Annotated in this window: 22 protein-coding genes; 9 read left to right on the forward strand and 13 right to left on the reverse strand. The window is 30.4% G+C overall.

Going from position 1 to position 20,473, the window contains the following annotated elements:
- Positions 1 to 92: 92 nt before the first annotated feature.
- The 4 genes from fbaA to AAFP94_RS00865 all read left to right on the forward strand — a co-directional run bounded on the left by fbaA (position 93) and on the right by AAFP94_RS00865 (position 4,897).
- Positions 93 to 1,160, forward strand: coding sequence for a class II fructose-bisphosphate aldolase (gene fbaA / locus AAFP94_RS00850; protein ID WP_316661092.1), 1,068 nt, complete (start codon positions 93 to 95; stop codon positions 1,158 to 1,160).
- Between the two features lie 49 nt (positions 1,161 to 1,209).
- Positions 1,210 to 2,067, forward strand: coding sequence for an acetyl-CoA carboxylase, carboxyltransferase subunit beta (gene accD, locus AAFP94_RS00855; protein WP_316661091.1), 858 nt, complete (start codon positions 1,210 to 1,212; stop codon positions 2,065 to 2,067).
- A 120-nt stretch (positions 2,068 to 2,187) separates the two neighbouring features.
- Positions 2,188 to 2,457 (forward strand): 30S ribosomal protein S15, encoded by a 270-nt coding sequence (gene rpsO, locus AAFP94_RS00860; protein ID WP_316661090.1) that lies wholly within the window; start codon positions 2,188 to 2,190, stop codon positions 2,455 to 2,457.
- Positions 2,458 to 2,659: 202 nt separating this feature from the next.
- Positions 2,660 to 4,897, forward strand: coding sequence for a polyribonucleotide nucleotidyltransferase (locus tag AAFP94_RS00865; protein ID WP_316661089.1), 2,238 nt, complete (start codon positions 2,660 to 2,662; stop codon positions 4,895 to 4,897).
- Positions 4,898 to 4,988: 91 nt separating this feature from the next.
- Here the strand turns inward: AAFP94_RS00865 and AAFP94_RS00870 are convergent, their stop codons facing one another.
- The 11 genes from AAFP94_RS00870 to AAFP94_RS00920 all read right to left on the reverse strand — a co-directional run bounded on the left by AAFP94_RS00870 (position 4,989) and on the right by AAFP94_RS00920 (position 14,327).
- Positions 4,989 to 5,525 (reverse strand): hypothetical protein, encoded by a 537-nt coding sequence (locus AAFP94_RS00870; protein ID WP_316661088.1) that lies wholly within the window; start codon positions 5,523 to 5,525, stop codon positions 4,989 to 4,991.
- A 25-nt stretch (positions 5,526 to 5,550) separates the two neighbouring features.
- A complete protein-coding gene (locus AAFP94_RS00875; RefSeq protein ID WP_316661087.1) occupies positions 5,551 to 5,934 on the reverse strand; it encodes a hypothetical protein in 384 nt (127 codons plus the stop codon).
- Positions 5,935 to 5,950: 16 nt separating this feature from the next.
- Positions 5,951 to 6,349, reverse strand: coding sequence for a hypothetical protein (locus AAFP94_RS00880; protein ID WP_316661086.1), 399 nt, complete (start codon positions 6,347 to 6,349; stop codon positions 5,951 to 5,953).
- A 2-nt stretch (positions 6,350 to 6,351) separates the two neighbouring features.
- Positions 6,352 to 7,167, reverse strand: coding sequence for an SDR family NAD(P)-dependent oxidoreductase (locus AAFP94_RS00885; RefSeq protein WP_316661085.1), 816 nt, complete (start codon positions 7,165 to 7,167; stop codon positions 6,352 to 6,354).
- Between the two features lie 169 nt (positions 7,168 to 7,336).
- Positions 7,337 to 8,764, reverse strand: a complete 1,428-nt coding sequence (locus tag AAFP94_RS00890) for a membrane dipeptidase (protein ID WP_316661084.1) — start codon at positions 8,762 to 8,764, stop codon at positions 7,337 to 7,339.
- 17 nt (positions 8,765 to 8,781) lie between these two features.
- Positions 8,782 to 9,873, reverse strand: coding sequence for a fatty acid desaturase family protein (locus AAFP94_RS00895; protein ID WP_316661083.1), 1,092 nt, complete (start codon positions 9,871 to 9,873; stop codon positions 8,782 to 8,784).
- A gap of 11 nt (positions 9,874 to 9,884) precedes the next feature.
- A complete protein-coding gene (locus tag AAFP94_RS00900) occupies positions 9,885 to 10,814 on the reverse strand; it encodes a sterol desaturase family protein (RefSeq protein WP_316661082.1) in 930 nt (309 codons plus the stop codon).
- Positions 10,815 to 10,824: 10 nt separating this feature from the next.
- Positions 10,825 to 11,529, reverse strand: coding sequence for a DUF6134 family protein (locus AAFP94_RS00905; RefSeq protein WP_316661081.1), 705 nt, complete (start codon positions 11,527 to 11,529; stop codon positions 10,825 to 10,827).
- A gap of 46 nt (positions 11,530 to 11,575) precedes the next feature.
- A complete protein-coding gene (locus AAFP94_RS00910; protein WP_316661080.1) occupies positions 11,576 to 11,854 on the reverse strand; it encodes a hypothetical protein in 279 nt (92 codons plus the stop codon).
- Positions 11,855 to 12,003: 149 nt separating this feature from the next.
- Positions 12,004 to 13,149 carry a helix-turn-helix domain-containing protein gene (locus AAFP94_RS00915; protein ID WP_316661079.1) on the reverse strand — a complete coding sequence of 382 codons (1,146 nt, stop codon included), beginning with the start codon at positions 13,147 to 13,149 and terminating at the stop codon, positions 12,004 to 12,006.
- A 32-nt stretch (positions 13,150 to 13,181) separates the two neighbouring features.
- Positions 13,182 to 14,327: a helix-turn-helix domain-containing protein gene (locus tag AAFP94_RS00920; protein WP_316661078.1), complete on the reverse strand. Its 1,146-nt coding sequence runs from the start codon at positions 14,325 to 14,327 to the stop codon at positions 13,182 to 13,184.
- 208 nt (positions 14,328 to 14,535) lie between these two features.
- Here AAFP94_RS00920 and AAFP94_RS00925 point away from each other — a divergent pair, with 208 nt between their 5' ends.
- The 3 genes from AAFP94_RS00925 to rpe all read left to right on the forward strand — a co-directional run bounded on the left by AAFP94_RS00925 (position 14,536) and on the right by rpe (position 16,653).
- A complete protein-coding gene (locus tag AAFP94_RS00925; protein ID WP_316661077.1) occupies positions 14,536 to 14,910 on the forward strand; it encodes a hypothetical protein in 375 nt (124 codons plus the stop codon).
- A gap of 87 nt (positions 14,911 to 14,997) precedes the next feature.
- Positions 14,998 to 15,861, forward strand: coding sequence for a sigma-70 family RNA polymerase sigma factor (locus tag AAFP94_RS00930; protein WP_036121481.1), 864 nt, complete (start codon positions 14,998 to 15,000; stop codon positions 15,859 to 15,861).
- Positions 15,862 to 15,993: 132 nt separating this feature from the next.
- On the forward strand, positions 15,994 to 16,653 hold the full coding sequence (gene rpe / locus AAFP94_RS00935) for a ribulose-phosphate 3-epimerase (protein ID WP_316661076.1): 660 nt from the start codon (positions 15,994 to 15,996) through the stop codon (positions 16,651 to 16,653).
- Between the two features lie 18 nt (positions 16,654 to 16,671).
- On the opposite strand, the gene AAFP94_RS00940 is transcribed toward rpe, so the two are convergent.
- Positions 16,672 to 17,088 carry a CBS domain-containing protein gene (locus AAFP94_RS00940; RefSeq protein WP_316661075.1) on the reverse strand — a complete coding sequence of 139 codons (417 nt, stop codon included), beginning with the start codon at positions 17,086 to 17,088 and terminating at the stop codon, positions 16,672 to 16,674.
- A 195-nt stretch (positions 17,089 to 17,283) separates the two neighbouring features.
- Here AAFP94_RS00940 and AAFP94_RS00945 point away from each other — a divergent pair, with 195 nt between their 5' ends.
- Positions 17,284 to 17,820: a CHRD domain-containing protein gene (locus tag AAFP94_RS00945; protein WP_316661074.1), complete on the forward strand. Its 537-nt coding sequence runs from the start codon at positions 17,284 to 17,286 to the stop codon at positions 17,818 to 17,820.
- 46 nt (positions 17,821 to 17,866) lie between these two features.
- On the opposite strand, the gene AAFP94_RS00950 is transcribed toward AAFP94_RS00945, so the two are convergent.
- A complete protein-coding gene (locus tag AAFP94_RS00950) occupies positions 17,867 to 18,718 on the reverse strand; it encodes a zinc-dependent peptidase (RefSeq protein ID WP_316661073.1) in 852 nt (283 codons plus the stop codon).
- Between the two features lie 368 nt (positions 18,719 to 19,086).
- Here AAFP94_RS00950 and AAFP94_RS00955 point away from each other — a divergent pair, with 368 nt between their 5' ends.
- On the forward strand, positions 19,087 to 20,400 hold the full coding sequence (locus AAFP94_RS00955; protein WP_316661071.1) for a tyrosine-type recombinase/integrase: 1,314 nt from the start codon (positions 19,087 to 19,089) through the stop codon (positions 20,398 to 20,400).
- Positions 20,401 to 20,473: the final 73 nt, after the last annotated feature.

Below are 20,473 nucleotides of genomic sequence, written 5' to 3' on the forward strand. Positions count from 1 at the left end.
TAAAATTTACGTTCAACTTAATAAAAAATAGGCTTCATTTAGTTAAAAATTGTTTACTTTTGAGGTCTAATTTTCATTATAAAAAGACTAAAATGGGCCACAATATAAAACCTGGTGTAGCAACAGGGAATGAAGTTCAAGAAATTTTCAAACTTGCAAAATCAAAAGGATTTGCTTTGCCTGCAGTAAATGTTATTGGATCAAACACCATTAATGGTGTACTTGAAACTGCTGCCGCTTTAAATGCACCTGTTATCATTCAATTTTCAAATGGAGGAGGACAGTTTAATGCTGGTAAAGGATTAAGCAATGACAATCAAAAAGCAGCTATTGCTGGAAGTATTGCAGGAGCAAAACACGTACATTTAATGGCAGAAGCCTATGGTGTTCCTGTAATTTTACATACAGATCATTGTGCTAAAAAATTATTGCCTTGGATAGATGGAATACTAGAGGCAAGTGAAAAGCATTTTGCTGAAACAGGAAAACCTCTTTATAGCTCTCACATGATAGATCTAAGTGAAGAACCTATTGAAGAAAACATCGAAATCTGTAAACAATACCTTACTCGCATGAGCAAAATGGGAATGACTCTTGAAATTGAATTAGGAATTACGGGAGGAGAAGAAGATGGTGTTGATAATACAGATGTTGATGATTCAAAATTATACACACAACCAGAAGAAGTTGCTTATGCATATGAAGAGTTAAGCAAAGTAAGTAGCCAATTTACTATAGCGGCGGCTTTTGGTAATGTACATGGAGTTTACAAACCGGGTAATGTTAAACTTACTCCAAAGATTCTTAAGAATTCGCAAGAATATATTACAGAAAAGTATGGTGTGGAACACAATCATATAGATTTTGTTTTTCACGGAGGTTCTGGGTCTACAGTCGAAGAAATTCGTGAAGCTATTGGTTATGGAGTTATTAAAATGAATATCGACACTGATATGCAATATGCTTTCATGTCTGGCGTTCGTGATTATATGAAACAAAATGAAGCTTATCTTCAATCGCAAATCGGTAATCCAGAAGGAGATGACTCTCCAAATAAAAAATACTACGATCCTAGAGTATGGTTGCGTAAAGGCGAAGTAACTTTTGTAGAAAGGCTTAAAAAAGCATTTGAAGATTTAAATAATGTAAACACATTATAATTTTTATGTAGCTTTGTACTACTAACAAAAAATAATTATTCCCAAAAATATGTCTTGGTTCAAAAGAAAAACAAAAGGAATAACAACATCTACAGAAGAGAAAAAAGACACACCAAAAGGTCTTTGGTATAAATCTCCAACTGGTAAAGTAGTAGATACAGAAGAGCTTGAAAAAAACTTTTATGTAAGCCCAGAAGATGATTATCATGTAAGAATAGGTAGTGAAGAGTATTTCAACATTCTTTTTGATGATAATGAATACAAAGAACTAGATGCCAAATTAGAATCAAAAGATCCATTAAAATTTGTTGATACAAAAAAATATCCTGATAGATTAAAGGCTGCACAAGAGAAAACAAAACTTAAAGATGCCGTTAGAACGGCTGTAGGGAAATCTAAAGGAAAAGATTTGGTTATAGCTGCAATGGATTTTAGTTTCATTGGTGGTTCTATGGGAAGTGTTGTTGGTGAAAAAATAGCTAGAGCAGCAGATTATGCCTTAAAAAAGAAAATTCCTTTCCTAATTATTTCAAAATCTGGTGGAGCAAGAATGATGGAAGCTGCATTGTCATTACTTCAATTAGCTAAAACATCAGCAAAATTGGCACAATTGGCAGAAGCTAAAATCCCTTATATTTCTCTTTGTACAGACCCAACAACTGGTGGTACAACAGCATCTTTTGCAATGCTAGGAGATATTAACATGAGTGAACCAGGAGCGCTTATTGGTTTTGCTGGACCCAGAGTTGTAAGAGATACTACAGGAAAAGAATTACCCGAAGGTTTTCAAACTGCAGAGTTTTTATTAGAACATGGATTTCTAGATTGTATTTCTCACCGAAAAGATTTAAAAAATAAAATTAATAAATACCTCGATTTAATTTTAAATCAACCATTGAGAGTTTGACATGTTTTTTGTCAGAATTCTATTTTTCTAAATAAATTTGTATCTCATTAAAAATTACTATATTTGCCGCTCGAAAGAAGGGCTTTCGTGTACATAAAAATTATTTAAATAAATATTGGAATGTATTTAACAAAAGAAGTTAAAGAGAAAATCTTTAAAAAGCATGGTAAAGATGCAAAAAACACTGGTTCTGCTGAAGGACAAATTGCATTATTTACACACAGAATTAATCACTTAACTGAACACTTAAAAAACAATCGTAAAGATTATAATACAGAGCGTTCATTAGTAAAATTAGTTGGTAAGCGTCGTGCTTTACTAGACTACCTTACTAAAAAGGATATCATGAGATATCGTGCAATAGTAAAAGAATTAGGATTAAGAAAATAATCATAAAAAAGAGGCTATTATGCCTCTTTTTTGTTTTAACTCGAAATAAAATCGAGGATAATTAACATTCTGAAAATCGTTTCAGAAATAGAAGAAACTAGCTTTAGTTTTTCATTGGTCTCACAACAACTACAACAACACAACGACCATTGTTTAACATTATTTCGTTATATAATATTCGGAGTAATAATTAAAAATATTTATGATTCCAAAAACATTTAAAGAGGTCATTGACCTTGGTGATGGTAGAGAAATTTCTATCGAAACCGGAAAATTAGCAAAACAAGCTCATGGTAGTGTTGTGGTGCAATCAGGAAAATGTATGTTGTTATGTACAGTAGTTTCCAATTACAAACAAAGTGATGTAGATTTTCTACCACTAACCGTTGATTATAGAGAAAAATTTGCGGCAGCTGGACGTTATCCTGGAGGCTTCTTTAAAAGAGAAGCAAGACCAAGTGACGGCGAAGTATTAACTATGCGTTTAGTAGACCGTGTTTTACGTCCGTTATTCCCAAAAGATTATCACAGTGAAACACAAGTGATGATTCAATTAATGTCTCATGATGACGACGTTATGCCAGATGCTATGGCAGGTTTAGCCGCTTCTGCAGCTATTCAATTATCTGATTTTCCATTTGAATGTCCAATTTCTGAAGCCAGAGTTGGTCGTATAAATGGCGAATTTATTATCAACCCTTCTTATGCTCAATTAGCAGAATCAGATATTGATATGGTTATTGGTGCTTCTGCAGATTCTGTGATGATGGTTGAAGGTGAAATGAAAGAAATATCTGAAGAAGAAATGGCTGAAGCAATTAAGTTTGCTCATGAAGCTATTAAAGTACAATGTGCCGCTCAAGTAAGACTGGCTGAAGCATTTGGTAAAAAAGAAGTTCGTGAATACGAACCTGAAAGAGAAGATGAAGATTTAGCAAAGAAAATTCACGATATGGCATATGATAAAGTCTATGCTGTAGCAAAAGGAGGTTCATCTAAACATGAAAGAAGTGCTGCCTTCGCAGAAATAAAAGAAGAAATAAAAGCTACTTTTTCTGAAGAAGAATTAGAAGATATTGGTGGTTTAGTATCTAAATATTATAGCAAAGCTGAAAAGGCTGCCATTCGTGATTTAACCTTAAATGAAGGGTTGCGATTGGATGGCAGAAAGACTGACGAAATCAGACCAATTTGGTGCGAAATTGATTATTTACCATCAACACATGGATCTGCGATTTTCACTCGTGGAGAAACCCAAGCGTTAGCTACAGTAACATTAGGAACAAGTAGAGAAGCCAACCAAATAGACATGCCGTCGTTTGAAGGCGAAGAACGTTTTTATTTACACTACAATTTCCCTCCTTTTTCAACTGGAGAAGCAAGACCAATTCGTGGTACATCACGCCGTGAAGTAGGACATGGTAATTTAGCACAGCGTGCTTTAAAAGGCATGGTGCCAGAAGATTGTCCGTATACTGTTCGTATTGTAAGTGAAGTATTAGAAAGTAATGGTTCGTCATCAATGGCAACTGTTTGTTCGGGTACAATGGCATTAATGGATGCAGGTGTTCAGTTAAAGAAACCTGTTTCTGGTATCGCTATGGGATTAATATCTGAAGGTGATAAATATGCTGTTTTATCAGATATTTTAGGTGATGAAGATCATTTAGGCGACATGGACTTTAAGGTCACTGGAACTGCTGATGGTATTACTGCTTGTCAAATGGATATAAAGGTAAAAGGATTGTCTTATGAGATTCTAGTAAAAGCACTTAAACAAGCTCGCGATGGACGTTTACATATTCTTGAAAAATTAACCGATACTATTTCGGCTCCAAATGCCGACGTAAAACCTCATGCTCCAAAAATGATAACAAGGGTAATCCCGAATGAGTTTATTGGTGCATTGATTGGTCCTGGTGGAAAAGTCATTCAAGAATTACAAAAAGAGACCAAGACGACGATAGTCATAAATGAAGACCCTGTAACTGAAGAAGGAATTGTAGAAATTCTAGGCACAGATCAAAATGGTATTGACCAAGTATTAGCTAAAATTGAATCATTAATGTTTAAACCTGAAGTTGGTAGCGTATATGAAGTAAAAGTCATTAAGATGTTAGACTTTGGAGCTGTTGTAGAATATACTGATGCTCCAGGAAATGAAGTTCTATTGCATGTAAGTGAATTGGCTTGGGAACGTACCGAAAATGTTTCTGACGTAGTAAACATGGGAGACGTTTTTGATGTGAAATACTTTGGAGTAGATCCAAGAACACGTAAAGAAAAAGTATCTCGTAAAGCCATCTTACCTAAACCAGAAGGGTTTAAAGAAAGACCTCCAAGAGATAATACTCGTGGTCGTGATAATAGAGGTCGCGACAACAGAAATCGTGATAATCGTCGTGATGATAGAAGACCGAGAGAAGATAAAAGAGATTAAACTCTTTTATTAAATTATATACGGAAACCTCGCAAAGATATTGTGAGGTTTTTTTATGCATAATCACAAATTTTTTACGGTAAAATCTATTTTATTTAGTATTTCGCGTCAAAGAATTACTCTTAATAAGCTTAAGATTTTCTAAATAAATATTGGTATGTCCGTTAATAATTATTTTCTTTTTCGCATTACCTCCTAGTGCTCCAAATCCAGCTCCAACAACTCCAAATCCAACAGCATTCATCGCTGCTTTTTCTTCTTTTGAAAAACCAAACCAACCACCTTGATCATCACCACTCGCAAGCCCTATAATTGCACCCAATGTAGCCCCGGACAAAGCACCAATCCATACTCCTTTTCCAACACTTCCTTTTTTCCGAATTCTTATTTCTCTTATTTTTTCTGCTTCTATATATTGTAAATTATCGGAAGTCATACCATCTGACAAACTTACTCCTGTACTATCAGCCAAATACAAAACACCTTTTTCTATTGATCCATTCATTAATTTCACCCAAGCTTTATAAACTTTTATCTTATCAGGTTTATTCTGTGAATAACTATTTACTCCAATAATTAGTGCAATTGAAAAAAGCAATGTTTTAATTTGTTTTTTAAGTGTTTTCATTTTTTTTAATTGATTTTATCAAAAATTACAGAAACCCATAAGAGCCTAAACTTGTATCGATCACAATGGCTCCAAGAACACCTATGATTACAAGCGGAATTCCAATACTTAAAACAGTTGATAATGTTTTGTCCTTTTCGTTAATTGTATTGATATATTCTTCATCTAAAAGAGTCTTGACCTCTACATTATTAGTTTTCTTTACACCGTAAAAATTACCATCTTCCTCACCTATTCTGTTAAATTTAAATTTCTCGTTACTCTTGGTTTTAACTCTAACTTTAGATTCATTTTTCACAGCTTGTTCCAGTGAAATGGGAACAGATTTATAAACTGTACAGCCTTGAAATAAGATTAACATGCATAAGATTAAGGCAATTAATTTGAATTGTTTTTTTATTATTTTCATGATAATAATATGATCATTAGTTATTCCAATCAACATTACTCAAATCTATACCGCAACAGCTTGCTGCAGCAATTGCCGTTAAGCCGCCAACAACAACTACAGGAACACCTATACTTAAAACAGTTGATAATGTTTTATTTTTGACTCGTATTAAAGAAAAATTATTTTCTTCTAAAGGTGTTTTTAAAGAGGCTCCATTTACTTTCTTGACACCATAATATTTTCCATCTTCAAAATCAACTCTTTTAAACTTTAACGTATTATTAGATTTGGTTTTAATCTTTACTTTGTTTTCAGTTTTTGCCGCTTGATCTAACGTAACAGCAGTTGATTTATAAACCGTACAACTTTGCAACATAATTATCACCCCAAAAAGTAACGATACTGTTCTGAATTGTTTTTTTATTGTTTTCATGATTATCCGTTTTCTATATTATTATAATTGAGTTGTTTCGCTCTGTTTCTTTCTTGAATTAATCTTACAATTGATGTCACCTTCTTTCTGGGCATAATTCTTGGAAGAAATGCTAAAACCTTATTGAACAATCCTGGTATGACAATTTCTTTGCCTTCTAGCATAGCCTTGTAACCAATTTTAGCCACTTCTTCTGCCGATGCCAAATTTATTTTTATCTTATTCTTCGATGATGAATTTGATACTACATCTTGAAATCTTGTTTTAGTAGGGCCTGGGCACAAAGTAGTCAGAGTAACTCCTGTCCCTTTAAGCTCGTTTGCAATAGCTTCAGAAAAAGAAAGGATATAAGCTTTTGAAGCATAATAAATTGACATTAATGGACCTGGCTCGAAAGCAGCTAATGAAGATATATTTAAAATTTTGCCTGAATGACGTTGAACCATTCCTTTTAAAAAAAGCTTTGTCATTAGTGTTGTCGTCATAACATGAAGATTAAGCATATCTTTTTCTCGTTGCCAATTTGTATTTGTAAAAGGCCCAAAGAGTCCAAATCCTGCATTATTTATTAAAACATCAATTGGTTTACTATTAACAAGTTGGAAAACTTGTTTAGAAGCATCAATACAGGACAAATCTTTACAAATTAAATTCACTTCTACATTATATCGTTCTATAAGGTGGTTTTTTGTTTTATTTAATAGTTTAGAATCTATATCGACCAAATAAAGATTGTAAGAATCTTTGGCTAATAATTTTGAAAACTCAAAACCCAACCCTGATCCTGCTCCTGTGATTAGTGCTGTATTTTTTGTCATAATTAAGTTTTTAATATTTCACATTTTTTAAGTTAGAGATAAAAAATATTTTAAGAAATGATCAAAATCATGTGAGACAGTTTTTAATGATAACATTTATTTAACTCATTAATTTAAATGTAATTTTAAATCTAAAAACTAATATCCAAGATTATTCAAGTTTTGAATTTTAGGATAAGAAAACATAATCTCGGACATCAATTTCTTGACGCTGATTCAAAAACTTGCATGTATTATGAATACAAAAATTTGAAACAAGAACTTCTGGGTTTATAGTCTTATTTTCAACAAGCGTTAGTGTATTTGGATTCTTCAGATAGTCGCTAGCAAATTCTAGTAATTTATTAGCCATTTTGTTAAAGTCTTCTGAAGTCCATATTTCATTTAGCGGATTGATTGTACCATCAAAATCACTGCCAATACAACAAGTTTCCCACGCCGGTAAACCAGCTGCATCCAATATTTCTGCAACGTGTTGAATTTGTCTCCATACAATTAATGCAGAATTTGCCAAAGCTTTATCTTTGTTTCGATTACCTAATGGTTTCTTAATGAGGTTTTGTGGTGCTAATCTTTTCGAATCCAATTGAACGGCAAACATACCTTTAGACCTTGCAATATAGATAAGCTCTTCATCATAAAAATTAATGGTATCATTTGCAAAATATTCTGGATTTAATGAACTATTCGATTTTCCATTTAAGTTCCTTCCAGTAACTGCTCCATGACTAACAATAATGGGAATATCATTATTATATTTAGTATCCAATAGTCTGTAATATTCCAACCTAGACTGTAGACTCATATGTTTAAGGTCTATCAAAATACGGTTTTGACTATTACCTTTTAGTAGTTGGTCAATGACTTTATAACCTAAAGTTGTAAATCCTATATCTAAATTTTTGCTTTGATTTACAAGTCCTTTTAAAGGTTCTAAACTTGGTGCATGACCACAAAAATCATTGTTAAAATTATGAGCAAATGTGATAAATACAGGAGGATACTTCAAACTTTTTACTTTTTGAATATTGTTTAGAATTTCCCGTTCATTTAATTGACGACCATACTCGGTTAATCCAGAATTAAAAACATGAGCGCCTTCTATGGTAGGAACTACTAAAACCTCATTCTCTTGGCTTGAAGTAAATGATTCTGAAGCAGTAAAAAATTTCCAACAAAATTTTTCATTCTTATAATTGAAGGTTTTTTTACTATTCATTAAAAAAATATACTCTTCAATTAAATCTTCAAAATAATTCTGGTGCTTTTGAATATATCTTACACGTTTATAACCAATAGAAGTAATAAAACTTGCTATTACAGCCACAATTTTATTATTTAGGCTAGAGTTCTTAAAAAATCCTTTTTCAAAAGGATAAAAAGACACAAATGCTATTTTTATGTTCCCTTTGGTCATAGTACAAAAATCGGCTTGTGAAAATTTGGTAATACCTGTTAACTTTTGAATTAGTTTTGTAAAAAAGTTAGGTGGATTATAATGCCATATACTCGAACTTTTTTTTGATTTTGAAAAAGACTTCCCAAAGGCTTTTAAGGTTGGATGACAGTGCAAATCTGCAAATTGGAATTGTTTCATATCTATTATTATTAATTTTACATATCTTCCTCAAAAACATTAAAGTCTAAAGCATTTGCTTTAATGAGTCTATAATGATATTTTAATGCTTCAAACAATCCATAGGACCTGTAGTTCAAATTATTTTTAGAGGCATATTGTTTTATGACTTCAGTGACTTCTGGCGCATAAACAGAACTTATTTTTGGAAACAAATGATGCGCCAAATGAAAATTAAAATTTCCCATAAAATGTTTTGTAAACCAATTATTTAGAGAGATATCGTTTGTAGTAATAAATTGGTGATTAAGCCAGCTAGTGTCAACTTCCCCGTTTTCACTTGGGATAGGAAATTGATTAGTTTCATTTGCATGTGGTGTGAGTAAAGAAAGTAAGGCAAAAACACTGCCTACAGTAAGCATAATGCATAGTGCTCCAATGGCTGTTAGTGGTTTTACACCCAAAAGTATTGGAATTACTAGAATATAAAAGAAGAATGTTATCTTAAAAAAGAACAGTTTGAAATACTCAATTAAGGGAATTTTAACCACTTTTTTTATTAAACGATCTGTCAAAAAGAAATCTTTAAAATCACGAAATAAGATCCAGTTAAATAAAAACAAAGGATAAAAAGCAAAAATGAAAATATGCTGGAATTTGTTAATTGCACTTGTCTTTACATGCGGATATATTTTTATTAAGCCTGCTTGTTCTATATCAGAATCCCAACCTGAAATATTCTGAAAATTGTGATGCATTAGCATATGTCTCTTTTTCCAGATGTAGCTATTTCCTCCTATTAAATCGAAAATGAGAATAATCAAATGATTATATCTTCTGCTTTTAAATATGTTATTGTGTACCGCATCATGAATAATATTGATAAAAATTAATACCGATATTATCCCTAAAAAAGAATAAAGTGTATAGTACAAAAAGACAAAATCTCTAAAATAAATAGCCAAAAGGTAAATGATCAAGAACAAAATTGGCAAAGCCAAAACAAAGCAGATTTTCTCTTGTTTTCGTTGTTCTGGAAGATCTGTAATAACATCTTTTAGCATAGATTTTAGTTTCCTGTAATGTAAATTATCATCAACATTTTTCTTAAAATAAATAGAAGTATTCATGGTTTTATGTTTTAATTTATTACCTGTTTAAATTGTCTTTGAAGTTGTCTTACGGTCAAAGATTGTCCGTTAGGACGCCAGCCTGGTGGCCCAAAAGTGTACATAAAGGCCTCTTTTAAGTTTTTGGCTCTTTTTATATCTTTCCAAATAGATGCATACTCATGAGTGGCTATGACAAATGGGTTATAAGAATTGGGAGAATGTATCACACCATAGGCTATATCTATTTTATCATCATAATCCTTCCAAGTGCCAAAAATTCGATCCCAAAAATTTAAGATTGCACCATGATTTTTATCTAAATACTCAACATTAGTAGCATGATGCACTTCATGCTGTTTTGGTGTGATTAAAAAAGACTCTAAAAATTTTAATTTTGGACAATAGGACGTATGTAATAGAAATTGCCAAACAGATTCAATACCCAAACAAACCAAAACCATTTCCGGATGAAATCCTATTACAGGCAACCAAACATAAAACAAAGGTTTATAGATCATAGCTGTCCAACTTAATCTTAAAGCGGTTCCATAGTTATAATGCTCTGATGAATGGTGAACAACATGAGCTGCCCACATAAATCTTACTGTATGATTAAACCGATGCAACCAATAATGACTTAAATCGTCGAGAACCTGACAGATAATCCATATATACCAAGCCCAACCGAAAGATGTATAACCTAGAATATTAATTCTTACTCCATCAACTATTGGGTTGCATACTTCATAGACAAAAAAGAATAGCAATCCAGAAACCAATAACTTTACCAAAGGGTTTATAATCATAGCTCCCACTCCCATTAGGCTACTTGCTAGCAAATCTTTCCATTGGTAAATGCTTTTATGCCCTTTTAATCTACTATAAACAAGTTCTGAAACCAATAAAACTATGAGTAAAGGTGAAGCCCAAAGCAACGGTTGAATAATTAAAGTTTTCATAATTATGCATTTAAGATTTTACATTTTGGAATTTTCGTACCAGATCTACCTTATAAAAGGACCCTTTGAGTTCTACTTTAATACATTCATTATTCTTATAATAATAAGTACTGGTACTATTATTTGGTAGTGAGATTTTATATTTCTCACTTCCTAGAAAAACAATCTCAACCATACATTTGAATCTATCAGAATAAACCTCATGAATTCCTTTAGGTTCTTTATACAGAAGTGTAACAAGATTGTGCTTTATAGTATTCAAAGGAAGTTTCTCTTTTTTACCTCTATTTTTGAAAATGTATCTGCCATTTTCTAATGTTAAAGATTGATCTAATTTTAGTTTATCATTCATTTTTCTATACATAGAAGAATAGACCAAAACATCATCTTTATAAATAGACCTTTCATGTCCATTAGCCTTAAAATTGAAAATCACCCTCACATTCACTTCAGAGTCTATAATGTAGTTTGTAACGTTATCCAGCTTTTTTCTTTTGATCTCGACAAAACCAATGCTGTCATTATGCCTTGAAACATTAAATACTATAGTTTCTGAAGTATTTGAGCTTTCTTCTGGGTTAGAAAAAGAAAATAATAGGAATACAAAGAGGTATTTTAACTTTCTTAAAAAACTTGAGTAGAATCTTTTAAGATCGATTTTTTCTGAAAATTTATTACGGTTTTTGAAAAAATAAATGAGATAAATTAAAGCCATGATATTTGTTATTATAAATTCTATTTTTTAAAATTTCTATTCCTTATCACAAAATGGTTATCATTTTTATAGCATTAATGTTTAAATTGATTTTTGACATTTTTCCTTTAATATTTTCTATGCCAAAAAATTGACCTGATTGAACACCAATACAATTAAATTGAATAGTCTCATCTTGATTGGTTACTACTTTAATCGGTTTACTTTGGCTAATTGCTTGGTTCAACTTCATACACTTTTCTTTATAAACTTTTAACATTGAGCAACTAGGAATTGACCAGAACATTACAATTATGGGTTTTGAACTATTTGGTAAAGTTTTCATAATTAATGGTTTTAAACTTTAAACATTAGCTCTATAGTGAGCTCTCAATAGTTCAAATGTATTTTGAAGAAACAAAAGGAATATCCAAGATTATTTAATGCAGAAATATTAGGATGTCCGAATATGATTTCGGACGTCCTAAAAAATTGTCAACCATTTAATTCTCTATAGGCTGAAGGAGTTTGAGATGTGAATTTTTTAAAAGCAGAATAAAATGTAGATTTAGAATTAAAACCGCTTTCAAGACCTATTGCAATTATGGTATATCGATCAAAACTACGATCTTCAAGTAACTTTTTTGCTTGTTCAATTCGAAGTGAATTAATATAATCTGAAAAATTGAAGGAGCCAAAAGTGTTAATGATTTTAGAAAGCTGGCTAATACTTATATTGAGTTCTTCAGACAACTTTTCCAAACTAAATGTTGGATCTAAATATCTATGTTCTGCAATAATATAATCTTGAATACTTTGAAATGTATTTTTGTGCTTTGCAATAGAACTCTTTCTGTCTTTTACAAAGTTGCTTATCAAATTTTTATTGATATGTTCTTCAGAATTTTCAATATGTCTTCTTAAATAAATTCTATCATTTACGATTTTAGAATGTATCAAGCTTTTGTATCCTAACCAATAAATTAGTACAGAATATAAGACTTTTAATGGATCATATACTACAGCATTTCTTGTAATTGAATAATAAATAACTGCAAAAATCCATAACACCATTAAAAAGAATCCAAATTTTAAAATGTTTTTAATCCATGAGATATTATCATACTTATAAATTGTTTCCAAAGCATGTTTATCAAAAAATATCAACCTTATAATTCTGTAAAAAATAAAAATGGCATATACTGCATTTAGCATTTCTTCAATTATTATATAATCTGCAAATATGCCTTCTAAATCAGTACTAACACCAATTAAATAAATTCTGATTGAAGTTTCAATTATGAATATAGAGTAAGTGAATTTTAAGTAATTCGGTATTTTATTGTTTACTTTTAAATAGTAAATTAAAAAAGCATAAAACATAGGCACTACTAAAAAATGCCAAGGAAATGATAAGTAAAAATATATGATTGTATCGCTTAAATGATTTCCATCGAAAACAAATTCTCTAATGTTATTAAGAGATAGACATAACACCACTATATTGAGATATTTAATGGAAATGTCGAATTTTTTCCTTTTCAAAAAAACGAATGCATTAAATATAAACCCTTGAATGATCCCGATTAAAATAATAAACTTAATAACAGAATCGAGATTCATAATCAAAAAATAACTCATTGCTTTAAAAATGTAATCTTGAATATATTAAATTATTGTATTACATCTCTATATTGTGAAGGTGTTTGAGAAGTAAATTTTTTAAATGCTGTGTAAAATGTGGATTTTGAGTTGAATCCACTCTCCAAGCCAATGGCTACAATAGTGTATTGATCAAAACTATCATCATCTAGAAGCTTTTTAGCCTGTTCAATACGCAAAGAATTTATATAATCTGAAAAGTTATAGTTGCTAAATGAATTAATCAATTTTGATAGATGGCTGACACTTATCTTTTGCTTTTCGGCCAAGCTTTCCATACTTAAATACGGGTCTGTATAAAGTTGATTAGAAATAATGAATGAATTTAATTCTTCAAATTCTTTCTGATGTTTTTCATTTATAAAATCAACTTTATCTTGTCTAGATTTTATCTGACTATCTGCAACTTGTAAAGCCTTATTTGTTGTTATAGATTTACGTAGCATTATCCTATCATTTACAACATTGTATCTGTAAAAACCTTGATACCCTATCCAATAGAGAATTAGTGAATCGGTAAACCTTAATAAAAGATAGGCATCTCTATTACCAGTTATATTAAAAAAGACAACAGCCAACACCCAACAAAACAAAACAATACAGCATAATTTTAAAAATAACTTTATCCAATTAATATAATCATAAGTAAGAATATAGTTATAGAGCTTTTGCTTTCTAAAAACTAATATAAGTGCCTGACCAAAAATAAATAAGCAATAAATTAGGTTAATGATTTCCTCAAAGGCAGTATACCTACTAATAATTGTAGTATCATTATTAGGGATATAATAATAAACAAAGCCTATTAAAAATATTCTAAAAATAACCTCAAGAAAAAAAACGGCTAAAGTCAATTTCAAATAATCCTTGACTTTATTTTCAACCTTTAAAAAGTGTACAAGAAACAAATAGAAAAATGGAAACATTAACACATACCAAGGTACCTCAAGTTGTTTTATAAAAAGAATATCAGACGAGTATCCATTTTCTCTAATCCATGCTTGCAAATTGTTAAGTGATAAAAACAGTACTGTGAGATTTAAAAACCAGATAGCCTTGGTTAGTTTTTTCCTAAAAAAAAGTGTAACGAGGTTAAATAAAAAACCCTGTATCACTCCAGCTATTAATAAAAAGTTTATTGTTGCAACAAGGTTCATGGTTGGTTTCTAAAACAGTTTTAAAGTTTTAATAACAGCAATATGATAATAAATATCTTTAAAAGTAATTATTTTTTTATCATTTTAACTAAATCATTAATAAAATCAGACTGTATCGGCCGTAACTAATTCCCTATTAATAACATTTTAAAACGTTAATCTTTCTTAATTACTAGGTTTTGTCATTTTTTTTCTTATCTTATAAGCTATGATTTATTCAGACAAAGAAAAATATTCAGACTTTTTAAACGATTCTCTAGCCTATCTTAAACAAAAGGGTTATAAAAATATTAAAGCAGATATAGAAGGATATGAAACTCCAAAATCATACTCTAAAGTTGGCAGTGATATTGTGATAACACCCGATATTGTTGCAGAAAAAGAAGGTAGAAAGCACATTTTTGATATTGGCTTAAAATCTTCTAAACCAAATTTATTGAAATCAAAATGGTTGTTTTTAAACACTTTAAGCAACTTAAAATCTCATCAATTTAAACTAATTACAACACGAGGGCATTACAAATTCACTAATGAAATGCTATCTAACATTAATTTAAATGATAAAAAATTAATTAAAATTTGATTGATTTTGTAACATTTTCTTTACTAATTACGTATAACTACAAGTAAAGTATAATTTACCCTCAATAAAATTAATAGAGACTACTAGATGAGACAACTCAAAATTACGAAGCAGGTAACCAATAGAGAAACGGCTTCGTTAGACAAATATCTTCAAGAAATTGGAAAAGTTGACTTAATTACAGCAGACGAAGAAGTAGAATTAGCACAACGTATTAAAGCGGGAGACCAAATAGCTCTTGAAAAATTAACCAAAGCTAATTTACGTTTTGTGGTGTCTGTAGCAAAGCAATACCAAAACCAAGGTTTAACTTTACCTGATTTAATAAATGAAGGTAATTTAGGATTAATTAAAGCTGCACAGCGTTTTGATGAAACGCGTGGTTTTAAGTTTATTTCTTATGCTGTTTGGTGGATTCGTCAATCCATTTTACAAGCATTAGCAGAACAATCTCGTATTGTACGTTTACCTTTAAACAAGATTGGTTCTATTAATAAAATTAATAAGACTTTCGCATTTTTAGAGCAAGCACATGAGCGTCCACCTAGTGCAGAAGAAATTGCAAAGGAGTTAGATATGACTATTAACGATGTTAAAGAGTCTATGAAAAACTCTGGACGACATGTAAGTATGGATGCTCCGTTAGTAGAAGGAGAAGATTCCAATCTTTATGATGTATTAAACAGTGGTGAATCGCCAAATCCAGATAAAGAATTATTACACGAGTCTTTAAGAACAGAAATTGAAAGAGCTTTAGAAACTTTGACTCCTCGAGAAGCAGATGTTATTCGCTTATATTTCGGTTTAGGAAATCAACATCCAATGACTTTGGAAGAAATTGGAGAAACTTTCGACTTAACAAGAGAGAGAGTTCGCCAAATTAAAGAAAAAGCAATTAGACGATTAAAACATACTTCTAGGAGTAAAATTTTAAAAACATATTTAGGATAACTATATTTGTATCCTATAACAGTAACAAACAGTTCACATAACTGTTCGTTTTTTGATTGATGAAAGAACCCTCGGCTGATTACCGAGGGTTTATTTTTTTAGCTTATTTTTGCAATACATAAAAAAGACTTCATGGGTTCCAAATTAATTGCTCCATCAATTTTAGCTGCAGATTTTGCAAATCTTCAACGTGATATAGAAATGGTAAACCAAAGTGATGCTGATTGGTTTCATATTGATGTTATGGATGGTCACTTTGTACCAAATATTTCTTACGGCATGCCCGTAATAAAAGCCATAAAGAAACATGCTAAAAAACCACTTGATGTTCATTTAATGATAGAAAAACCAGAGCGGTACATTGAAGAATTTAAAAAAGTTGGGGCTGACATTATAACTGTTCATTATGAATCTACTGTACATTTACATCGTACATTATCACTAATAGAAAATGTAGGTTGTAAAGCAGGTGTAGTGTTGAACTTAACAACACCAGTAAGTGTTCTTGAAGATATATTACCTAAATGCTATATGGTTTTACTTATGTCAATAAATCCTGGATTTGGAGGTCAAAAGTTTGAAAGCATGACTTATAGCCGAATTAAGAAATTGCGTAAAATGATTAACGATCAAAATCTAGATACATTAATAGAAATTGATGGTGGTGTTAATGATAAAAATGCCAAGCAATTAGTTGATGCTGGTTCAGATGTACTGGTTGCTGGTAGTTATATTTTTCAAAGCAGCGATCAACTTCAAACAATAAAGAATTTAAAAGCACTGATAAGCTAATAACATTTTAATAAAAGACTACAGTTGTTCTAACAAGTATTTTATTAAATCAGTAGTAGTAACAATTCCAACCAACTTATTATTATCAACAACAGGCAAAGCATGAAATTCTTTGCTAGTCAGAATTTCTGCCACTTCTTTTACAGTTGTATTTGGAGATACACATGTAATGTTTTTTACCATGACCTGTTCTATTGTAAACATATTGTAAACAACAGTATCAATCTCTTCATCATCATAAACCGCATCAGCAAAGCTTATCCGTAGTAAATCGGTATAACTTAACATACCAATTATAGTATCATTCTTAACAACAGGAATGTGCCTTATTTTGTTTTTTTTAAACAAAAGTTCTGCTGTCTCAAGGTTGTCTTTAGTAGATAAAGTAATAACCTTCTTTGTCATTATTTCCGAAATAGGCATATTTTTTTTCATCTTACTTTAATTTAATTCCACAATTAAAAGTAGTTATGAATTATAAAAAAAAGTATGATAAAAATCATATTGGTTTTTATCATACTTTTTTTCACTATCTTTAAAGTAGTCTTAACTTCGTTTGGAAGTTTATTCAAAACACACATCTTCCCCATCGTTTTGAAATTAGCTTCTTAAACATTTAAAAAAAACACTATGAAAACAAAAGTCTTATTACAGTTTTGTCTGCTATTTGCTATTGGTTTAGTATTTACCAATTGCACAAACGAACCTTTAATTAACTCTGAAATCGAGGTTAATAATGAAGAAGTAGCCCTACGTAAAGGAGGCAATCAATTTAAATTCAATGCATCTCTAAAAGGCTCAAATGAAGTTCCTGCAAACGACTCAAAAGCTGCTGGGGAAATTATTGTTAATATTAATGATGATGAGACTTCTATTCATTACAAATTAATTGTAGCTAACATTGAAAATGTTTTAGCATCACATTTTCATTTTGCTCCTTCTGGGTCAAATGGTGGTGTAGTTGCTTTTCTTTATGCCAACCCTAATCCTCAACCGTCTGGTCGTGCAAAAGGAGTTTTAGCAGAAGGAGATATCACTGCAGAAAATGTTATCAATGCCTTTGCTGGAGATATATCAGCTTTAATTTCTGCAATTCGAGAAGGAAACATTTATGTAAATGTTCATACATCGGCAATTCCTTCTGGAGAAATTAGAGGTCAGTTGTAATAATTAAAACTATATAGTTTAAGAGCCTCAATTTTTTGAGGCTTTTTTAATATCCAGCAAAATTAAAATTTAGCATCTGTTTTGTTTTATTATAAACTTGTGGGAATTGGTTTCTGAAATCTTTGGGGTTTTCTATAAAAGCTTCAATAATTACAGCAATAAATTCATATTGATTTGTGTAACCATAATTTCGAAAGTAATTTGAAGTAACCAAATCATTCTTTAAGTTTTCATCACTAGACAACAAGACAACAAGTTCGTTAAAAGAATCGCTAAAAATAGTTGAACTTACATCTCGTTCTTTGATACTATTTAAATGGATGGCGTGTGCAAATTCATGTATTCCTAAATTTATTTTGTCATCATAAATATCAAAACCGTTTTTAAAGTCTTCCCAGGATAATGCCATAGTTTTCAATTTTGGATTGAATTCTCCTTTATGCGCTTTTCTATTCAATTTAGAATAAAATTCTCCAGGATAAACAACAATCTTATTAATTAATCCTATGTAGAAATCTCTAAAACCAAAAGTAAGCATAACTGCTGTAGCAGAAATTAATACTATTATCTCATCATTGATTTTAAGATTATTCCTTCCTATAAAATGTTTGTCTATGATGAAAGATTTTACACGATGGTCAAAATATCTTCTCTCCTTTTCGTTTAGTTTATTGTAAAAAGGAAAGCTCTTTCTTAAAATAGATTGTTGCGCTTTATTTAACTTTTTAGCAAAAGGATGAAAATGAAAATATAAGGGCTTTCTATATTTCATTACATACAGCATTTCAATCATTTTAAATGCATAGTGCAAAAACATATAAAACAGTGCAGCAAATAATATCCCTAGAATTATCTTACTCCCGATTGTATATCTTTCAATTAAAAAATGAAATTGCATAAATTAATAACGGCTTTAGGTTGATAAAATTACAAACAAAAAAGGGATTCGATATCCCAAAACGTACAGTTTTGAAAATAAAAAATCTAAACTTACAAATTCAAACAAGCTTGATTTGACGTTTAGATCTTTTATTTATCCGTGACCCTTCAGGGACTACAAATTACTTTATTCAACTTTTTAATAGCTTCTTGCATCATCTATTAAGTTTGTCTATATTTTATAGATTTTAAATATAAACTAAATTTTTAAATGTCAAATTGAATCAATTTATGTAAAGTTAAATAAAGATAAAAGTGACACAAATAATGACTCAAACATCATATATTGTGTCACTTTTTTTGTATATTTAATAAACATTATTAGCCATGGCGAAATTGACTTTCAAAATCAGAAAAGGCGTTAGTAAATCTGCTAAAATTCAATTGTTTTTTAATTACGGTACGAATAAAAGACTTCGGTATTCAACTGGTCTAGAAGTTTTAGATTCCAAAAACTGGGATTCAGAAAAAATGAGGATTAAAAACGTTTTAGTTGAAGTTCATAAAAATGATGTGAACAACAAATTAACCGACATACAAGCATTTCTTGAAAAAACCTATACTCGATTGTCGGTTACTGAAAACATTGAAGTCGACAATGAAATATTGAAAACAGAACTGAACTCTTTTTTAAATAAAAACAAACATCCAGAAGAAAAAACTGAACACTTGGAATTATTGCCATTTTATAAGTGGTTTATAAATAATTATCAAAAAAACCCTTTAGTAACCACAGGACAGCCAATGGCACCTGGGACTGCTCGAACCTACAAAAACGGCTATACTTTACTTAAAAAATTTAATGATACGCAGTTTAAATTAAATTATGAAAAAATCAATATTGATTTCTATGATGCTTTTTTGAGTTACATGTATGAAAATGAATATAGTTTGAACTACATAGGCACACAAATTAAAATTCTAAAGACCATAATGAATGCTAGTTTTGAAAAAGGATTTCACAATAATTTAGATTTTACTAAAAAATACTTTAAAAAACCTGTTGAAGAAGTCAACAATATATACTTGAACCAAGAAGAGCTACAAAAAATTTTTGATTTAGACTTTGCTGAGTTTAAACCAAAACGCATAAACAAAGATTTCGTGGTCACCAAAGATAAATTAGAAAATGCAAGAGACTTATTTCTTATTTCAGCCAATACTGGATTGAGAGTGTCAGATTTCAATTCTTTAACTAAAAAGAACCTTATCATTGAAAAAGGCAATGATTATATATCCCTAACCACTAAAAAAAATTCGAAACTACTAACAATACCTATCAATAAAACCGTCAAATCAATTCTGAAAAAAGGTGACGGAAAACCACCAAAAAAAATGCCTGAACAGCATATTAATTATTGTTTAAAGGTAATTGGTGAGCTTTCTGGAATTAATGAAACCGTCCAAAAAAAAATAACCAAAGGTGGTATAAAGAAAGAGCAAGAGTTTAAAAAATTTGAATTAATTAGTAATCATACTGGAAGGAGAAGTTTTTGCACAAACGCTTACAAAAGTGGAGTACCAACGATTGATATTATGGCCATTTCAGGTCATAGAACTGAACGAGTATTTTACAAATACATTAAAGTTGATGATTTAGAGAGAGCAGAAAAAATTTCTAAACACAGTTTTTTCAAATAGTTTTTTTTGGTGCTTTTTAATTATACTAACCTATATTCCCTACGATTTCATATTTTAGAGTGTTGAATAATAA

The sequence above is a fragment of the Gilvirhabdus luticola genome (assembly GCF_040117515.1).
In the GTDB taxonomy this organism is placed as follows: domain Bacteria; phylum Bacteroidota; class Bacteroidia; order Flavobacteriales; family Flavobacteriaceae; genus Gilvirhabdus; species Gilvirhabdus luticola.

Excerpts from the sequence above, each read along its gene's own strand:
- fbaA (WP_316661092.1), top strand. The coding sequence starts at position 93 with ATGGGCCACAATATAAAACCTGGTGTAGCAACAGGGAATGAAGTTCAA.
- accD (WP_316661091.1), top strand. The coding sequence starts at position 1,210 with ATGTCTTGGTTCAAAAGAAAAACAAAAGGAATAACAACATCTACAGAA.
- rpsO (WP_316661090.1), top strand. The coding sequence starts at position 2,188 with ATGTATTTAACAAAAGAAGTTAAAGAGAAAATCTTTAAAAAGCATGGT.
- AAFP94_RS00865 (WP_316661089.1), top strand. The coding sequence starts at position 2,660 with ATGATTCCAAAAACATTTAAAGAGGTCATTGACCTTGGTGATGGTAGA.
- AAFP94_RS00870 (WP_316661088.1), bottom strand. The coding sequence starts at position 5,525 with ATGAAAACACTTAAAAAACAAATTAAAACATTGCTTTTTTCAATTGCA.
- AAFP94_RS00875 (WP_316661087.1), bottom strand. The coding sequence starts at position 5,934 with ATGAAAATAATAAAAAAACAATTCAAATTAATTGCCTTAATCTTATGC.
- AAFP94_RS00880 (WP_316661086.1), bottom strand. The coding sequence starts at position 6,349 with ATGAAAACAATAAAAAAACAATTCAGAACAGTATCGTTACTTTTTGGG.
- AAFP94_RS00885 (WP_316661085.1), bottom strand. The coding sequence starts at position 7,167 with ATGACAAAAAATACAGCACTAATCACAGGAGCAGGATCAGGGTTGGGT.
- AAFP94_RS00890 (WP_316661084.1), bottom strand. The coding sequence starts at position 8,764 with ATGAAACAATTCCAATTTGCAGATTTGCACTGTCATCCAACCTTAAAA.
- AAFP94_RS00895 (WP_316661083.1), bottom strand. The coding sequence starts at position 9,873 with ATGAATACTTCTATTTATTTTAAGAAAAATGTTGATGATAATTTACAT.
- AAFP94_RS00900 (WP_316661082.1), bottom strand. The coding sequence starts at position 10,814 with ATGAAAACTTTAATTATTCAACCGTTGCTTTGGGCTTCACCTTTACTC.
- AAFP94_RS00905 (WP_316661081.1), bottom strand. The coding sequence starts at position 11,529 with ATGGCTTTAATTTATCTCATTTATTTTTTCAAAAACCGTAATAAATTT.
- AAFP94_RS00910 (WP_316661080.1), bottom strand. The coding sequence starts at position 11,854 with ATGAAAACTTTACCAAATAGTTCAAAACCCATAATTGTAATGTTCTGG.
- AAFP94_RS00915 (WP_316661079.1), bottom strand. The coding sequence starts at position 13,149 with ATGAGTTATTTTTTGATTATGAATCTCGATTCTGTTATTAAGTTTATT.
- AAFP94_RS00920 (WP_316661078.1), bottom strand. The coding sequence starts at position 14,327 with ATGAACCTTGTTGCAACAATAAACTTTTTATTAATAGCTGGAGTGATA.
- AAFP94_RS00925 (WP_316661077.1), top strand. The coding sequence starts at position 14,536 with ATGATTTATTCAGACAAAGAAAAATATTCAGACTTTTTAAACGATTCT.
- AAFP94_RS00930 (WP_036121481.1), top strand. The coding sequence starts at position 14,998 with ATGAGACAACTCAAAATTACGAAGCAGGTAACCAATAGAGAAACGGCT.
- rpe (WP_316661076.1), top strand. The coding sequence starts at position 15,994 with ATGGGTTCCAAATTAATTGCTCCATCAATTTTAGCTGCAGATTTTGCA.
- AAFP94_RS00940 (WP_316661075.1), bottom strand. The coding sequence starts at position 17,088 with ATGAAAAAAAATATGCCTATTTCGGAAATAATGACAAAGAAGGTTATT.
- AAFP94_RS00945 (WP_316661074.1), top strand. The coding sequence starts at position 17,284 with ATGAAAACAAAAGTCTTATTACAGTTTTGTCTGCTATTTGCTATTGGT.
- AAFP94_RS00950 (WP_316661073.1), bottom strand. The coding sequence starts at position 18,718 with ATGCAATTTCATTTTTTAATTGAAAGATATACAATCGGGAGTAAGATA.
- AAFP94_RS00955 (WP_316661071.1), top strand. The coding sequence starts at position 19,087 with ATGGCGAAATTGACTTTCAAAATCAGAAAAGGCGTTAGTAAATCTGCT.